Source organism: Streptomyces sp. SID5910 (assembly GCF_009862125.1).
Classification (GTDB): domain Bacteria; phylum Actinomycetota; class Actinomycetes; order Streptomycetales; family Streptomycetaceae; genus Streptomyces.
This window is the reverse complement of record NZ_WWHX01000318.1, coordinates 1-4,987: the sequence shown is the minus strand read 5'-3', so window position 1 is coordinate 4,987 and position 4,987 is coordinate 1. Positions and strand designations below refer to the sequence as shown.

Genomic DNA, 4,987 nt, shown 5'->3' with positions numbered 1-4,987 from the left:
GCGACCCACCCCCGCCCAGCCCCAACGCCCGGCACCCCACCAGCGCCGGACCACGCGCCCAACCCCACCCCCACGCAACAGACCGTGCCATGATCGCCCCCACACACCAGGCCCGTCAGAAGGGAACGCCCGCATGCGACTGACGATTCTGGGCGGCGGCGGATTCCGCGTACCGCTCGTGTACGGCGCGCTCCTCACCGACCGCGCCGAGGGACGCGTCACCCGCGTCGTCCTGCACGACCTGGACCCCGACCGCCTCTCCGCCGTGACCCGCGTACTGGCCGAGCAGGCCGCCGGCGTGCCGGACGCCCCCGAGGTGACCGCCACGACCGACCTGGACGAGGCCCTGCGCGGCGCCGACTTCGTGTTCTCCGCGATCCGCGTCGGCGGCCTCCAGGGCCGCGCGGACGACGAGCGGGTCGCCCTCGCCGAGGACGTCCTCGGCCAGGAGACGGTCGGCGCGGGCGGCATCGCGTACGGCCTGCGCACCGTCCCCGTCGCCGTCGACATCGCCCGCCGCGTGGCCCGGCTGGCGCCCGACGCCTGGGTCATCAACTTCACCAACCCGGCCGGCCTGGTCACCGAGGCCATGTCCCGGCACCTCGGCGACCGCGTCATCGGCATCTGCGACTCCCCCGTCGGCCTCGGCCGCCGTATCGCCCGCGTGCTCGGCGCCGACCCGAAGGAGGCCTGGATCGACTACGTCGGCCTCAACCACCTCGGCTGGGTCCGCGGCCTGCGCGTCGCCGGCCGCGACCAGCTCCCGCGCCTGCTCGCCGACCCCGCGCTGCTCGGCTCCTTCGAGGAGGGCCGGCTCTTCGGCACCGAATGGCTGCGCTCCCTGGGCGCGATCCCCAACGAGTACCTGCACTACTACTACTTCAACCGGGAAGCCGTACGCGCCTACCAGCAGGCGGAACGGACCCGCGGCGCGTTCCTGCGCGACCAGCAGGCCCGCTTCTACGAGGACATGCGCCGCCCCGGCACCCCCGCCCTCGCCGCCTGGGACCGCACCCGCGCCGAACGCGAGGCCACCTACATGGCCGAGAACCGGGAGGCGTCCGGCGCGGGGGAACGCGAGGCCGACGACCTGTCCGGCGGCTACGAGAAGGTGGCCCTGGCCCTGATGCGGGCCGTCGCCCGCGACGAACGCACGGTGCTGATCCTCAACGTCCGCAACCGCGGCACCCTGTCGGCCCTCGACTCCGAGGCCGTGATCGAGGTCCCCTGCGTCGTGGACGCGAGCGGCGCGCACCCGGTGTCCGTCGACCCGCTGCCGGGGCACGCCACCGGGCTGGTCTGCGCGGTCAAGGCCGTCGAGCGGGAGGTGCTGGAGGCGGCCACGACCGGCTCGCGCGGGGCGGCCGTCAAGGCCTTCGCCCTTCACCCGCTCGTCGACTCGGTGAACGTCGCCCGCCGCCTCGTCGACGGCTACACCGCCGTCCACCCGGGCCTGGCGTACCTGACGTGACGCACCGGCGGGGCGGTCCGGACCGGCCTTGTCCGCCGTCGCCGGATGTGATCTCTTGGTGTCGAACATGAGTATGACGGGCCCTCGGGCCCGGACACGGGTGGCGGACTCGGAGGGGGAGAGCGGGAGATGACGTCCGCGGCCGGTGGTTCCGGACAGTTGTGGGCCATCAGCGACCTGCACATCGGCTACGCGGAGAACCGCGACCTGGTCGAGAAGATGCGCCCGGAATCGGACGACGACTGGCTGCTGGTCGCCGGTGACGTGGCGGAGACGGTGGAGGACATCCGCTGGGCCCTGCGCACGCTCGCCGACCGCTTCTCCAAGGTCGTCTGGGTCCCCGGCAACCACGAACTGTGGACCCATCCGAAGGACAGCGTCACCCTGCGCGGCGTCGCCCGCTACGAGCACCTCGTCGAGATGTGCCGCGAACTCGGCGTGACGACACCCGAGGACCCCTACCCCGTCTGGCACGGCGCCGGCGGGCCGGCGGTCGTCGCCCCTCTGTTCCTGCTCTACGACTACTCGTTCCTGCCGGCCGGCTGCGCCACCAAGGACGAGGGGCTGACGTACGCCCACGGCACCGGCGTCGTGTGCAGCGACGAGTATCTGCTGCACCCCGACCCCTACCCGAGCCGGGAGGCGTGGTGCCGGGCACGGGTCGCGGAGACCGCACGCAGGCTCGACGCGCTGCCCGACGGCCTGCCGACCGTCCTGGTCAACCACTATCCGCTGGACCGGCACCCCACCGACGTCCCGTGGTACCCCGAGTTCGCCATGTGGTGCGGCACCCGGCTGACCGCCGACTGGCACCGCCGGTTCCGGGTCGACACCATGGTCTACGGCCATCTGCACATCCCGCGGACCACCTGGCACGAAGGCGTCCGCTTCGAAGAGGTGTCCGTGGGCTACCCCCGCGAGTGGCGCAGACGAGAACAGCCGCCCGGACGGCTGCGCCGCATCCTGCCCGGAGAGGACGACGCCCGTTGATCGAGGAACTGCTGCCCGACACCGTCGTCGCCGTGGAGGCCCACGGCAGCGACGACGCCGGACACACCCCCCTCTACCCGGAGGAGGAGGTGCTCGTGGCCAAGGCGGTGGCCAAGCGACGCCGCGAGTTCACCGTCGTGCGCTCCTGCGCCCGCAGGGCCATGGAGAAGCTGGGCGTGCCCCCGGTGCCCGTCCTGCCCGGCGAGCGCGGCGCACCGCGCTGGCCCGACGGACTGGTGGGCAGCATGACCCACTGCGAGGGCTACTGCGCCGCCGCCCTGGCCCACGCCGGCGACCTGGCCTCGCTCGGCATCGACGCCGAACCCGACGGGCCGCTGCCCGAGGGCGTCCTGTCCGCCGTGTCCCTGACCGGCGAGGCCGAGCGGCTGCGCCGGCTGGCCGCGCAGCGTCCCGGCACCCACTGGGAGCGGCTGCTGTTCAGCGCCAAGGAGTCCGTCTACAAGGCGTGGTTCCCCCTGACCGGGCGGTGGCTGGACTTCACGGAGGCCGACATCGAGATCACCGTGGACCCCGACGACGGCCGCCGCGGACGGCTGCACGCCGCGCTCCTGGTGCCGGGGCCGGTGGTGGGCGGCCGCCGGCTGACCCGCTTCGAGGGCCGCTGGGCCGCCCGCCACGGCCTGGTCGCCACGGCGATCACGGTCCCGAACGCCTGAAACCCGCTTCCCGCGCGCCCGGTCGGTCACCGGTGGGGAGGGAACCAGCTCCCCACCAGCCGGAAGAAGGCGTCCTCGTTCCCCGCCAGGCCCGCGTCCGCGAGGGCCTGCTCCGCCTCGGCGAGTACGGAGGGCGGGACGGCGGGCGGGCCCGCCTCCGTGTCGAAGCCGGCCCGGACGGTGTGCAGAAGACGCAGATAGGCCTGAACGGCGGTGCGCTCGCGGTCGGTCAGCACGGCGGTGGTCATCGGTCGGCTCTCCCCACAACGACGTCGGCGGTCACGCGCCCCCGCACCGCGGTGGCACTCCCACCAGCTTGCCGCCCACCACTGACAATTGCCCCGAACCGCGCTCCGTGCCCCGCCGCCGCGCCGGCCCGGACGACCCGTCACCGCTCGGGGCGCTTCACGCTCTCCAGGAGCATGTCCAGCCATTCGGCGACCTTGTCGCGGTGCTGGTCGGTGGGCAGTTGAGCCGCGCGCCAGGCGATCCCGCGCACGCCGTGGTCCTGAAGCAGCCGCTCCAGCGGATCGTCTTCGGGGCCGGCCGCCGCCCGCTCGCGGTCGGCGAGCTGCTGCAACAGCTCCTGCTCGGTGTGCTGGAGAGCGCCCGCGAGCGCCTCGGGGTCCTCGGCGGTGAGGAAACCGGCGTGCACGCGGAAGAAGCGCTGGATGGCGTCGCAGTGCTCCATGGTGGGCCGCCGGTCGCCGTTGATGAGGGCGCCCGCCTGCTGCCGGGACATGCAGGCGCCGTCGGCGATCTCCTGCTGGGTGTACTTGCGGCCGTTGGGCTTGAGACGGGTGCGGCGCAGCAGGTCGAGCCGCTGCACGAACCGCGCCTGCACATCGGGCTCGCCCGCGGGCCGGCCGCCCAGCAGGGCCCCCACCACGGGCTCGGGGACGCCGGAGGCGACGGAGAGGGCGCCGACGTCGAAGACCTCGGCGTGGGCCACGCCGAGCCGGTCCGCGAGTGCGGTGACGCGGGCGACCACCGCCGGCAGCGCGGCCGTCGGCTTGGCACCCGGACTCTCGAAGCCACCGGTCACCGACAGATCTCCTACGTCTCTCAGGGCCCTCACAGGCTTCTCACAAGCGGTAGCCGTGAACTTCCCGGAGAGTAGCCTGCCGCTCGAACTCACATCCAGGTCTCGCCACAACTGTGGCCTATTTCAGCCGTCAACAGGCACGAAATGCCACGATAGTTGACACACCTCGCGTCGGGGCACCAGGATCGGGACGCCGCGAGAAGGCCGCATAGGCAAGAGGGGTGACCTCCCGATGGCATTTCAGGCAGGAGGGCAGCGGCCGGCACCGCGGCCCGCCCCCGCGACCCCCGACGCCCAGGCGTATCTCCAGGACTACGCCGCCCTCCTGGAGGCCGTCCCCTTTCCCTCCCTCGTCGTCGACCACCGCTGGGACGTGGTCCTCACCAACGGCGCCTTCCGGACACTCTTCCGGGGAGCGGGACCGCACCCGACGGCCATGCCGGCCGACAACTTCCTCCGGTTCGTCCTCTTTCACCCGGACGCGTCCGCGGTGCTCGCGGACCACGAGGCGAGCTGGTGCCTGCCCATGCTGGCGCAGTTCGCCGCCGCCATGGAGAAGTACGGGCACGACGCCGGGCTCCAGGCCGTCCGCCGGGACATCGCCCAGGACCCGATCATGGAGGCCGCCTACCGGCAGGGCCTGCCGCACTGGGTCCGCGCCGTCGGTGTGGAGGCCGTCGAGCACGACGGCGCCGTACGGCTGCTGCACCACCCCGACCCGCGCCGCGGCGCCACCGAGTGCCGTGTCGTCGTCGAGACGCCCAGGTCGCTGGAGGAACTCGGCTACACCCGGCTGACGCTGGA

6 protein-coding genes are annotated in these 4,987 nt (G+C 73.3%); 4 read left to right on the top strand and 2 right to left on the bottom strand.

Annotation, left to right across the window (positions count from 1 at the left end):
- Positions 1-133 precede the first annotated feature (133 nt).
- The 3 genes from GTW67_RS10845 (at position 134) to GTW67_RS10835 (ending at position 3,138) form a co-directional block, all read left to right on the top strand.
- Positions 134-1,471, top strand: coding sequence for a 6-phospho-beta-glucosidase (locus tag GTW67_RS10845; RefSeq protein ID WP_161164590.1), 1,338 nt, complete (start codon positions 134-136; stop codon positions 1,469-1,471).
- A 129-nt stretch (positions 1,472-1,600) separates the two neighbouring features.
- Positions 1,601-2,461, top strand: a complete 861-nt coding sequence (locus GTW67_RS10840) for a metallophosphoesterase family protein (RefSeq protein WP_161164589.1) — start codon at positions 1,601-1,603, stop codon at positions 2,459-2,461.
- Complete coding sequence (locus GTW67_RS10835; RefSeq protein WP_161164588.1) at positions 2,458-3,138, top strand: 4'-phosphopantetheinyl transferase family protein; 681 nt, start codon at positions 2,458-2,460, stop codon at positions 3,136-3,138. Before GTW67_RS10840 ends, GTW67_RS10835 begins: the two co-directional genes overlap by 4 nt.
- 26 nt (positions 3,139-3,164) lie before the next feature.
- Here GTW67_RS10835 and GTW67_RS10830 read toward each other — a convergent pair whose 3' ends face one another.
- Positions 3,165-3,386, bottom strand: a complete 222-nt coding sequence (locus GTW67_RS10830; protein ID WP_161164587.1) for a hypothetical protein — start codon at positions 3,384-3,386, stop codon at positions 3,165-3,167.
- Between the two features lie 140 nt (positions 3,387-3,526).
- Positions 3,527-4,183 (bottom strand): helix-turn-helix domain-containing protein, encoded by a 657-nt coding sequence (locus GTW67_RS10825; protein WP_161164586.1) that lies wholly within the window; start codon positions 4,181-4,183, stop codon positions 3,527-3,529.
- Between the two features lie 232 nt (positions 4,184-4,415).
- Between GTW67_RS10825 and GTW67_RS10820 the strand changes: the two genes are divergently transcribed.
- Positions 4,416-4,987: MmyB family transcriptional regulator (locus GTW67_RS10820; RefSeq protein WP_161164585.1), on the top strand; the 572-nt coding region annotated here is incomplete at its 3' end.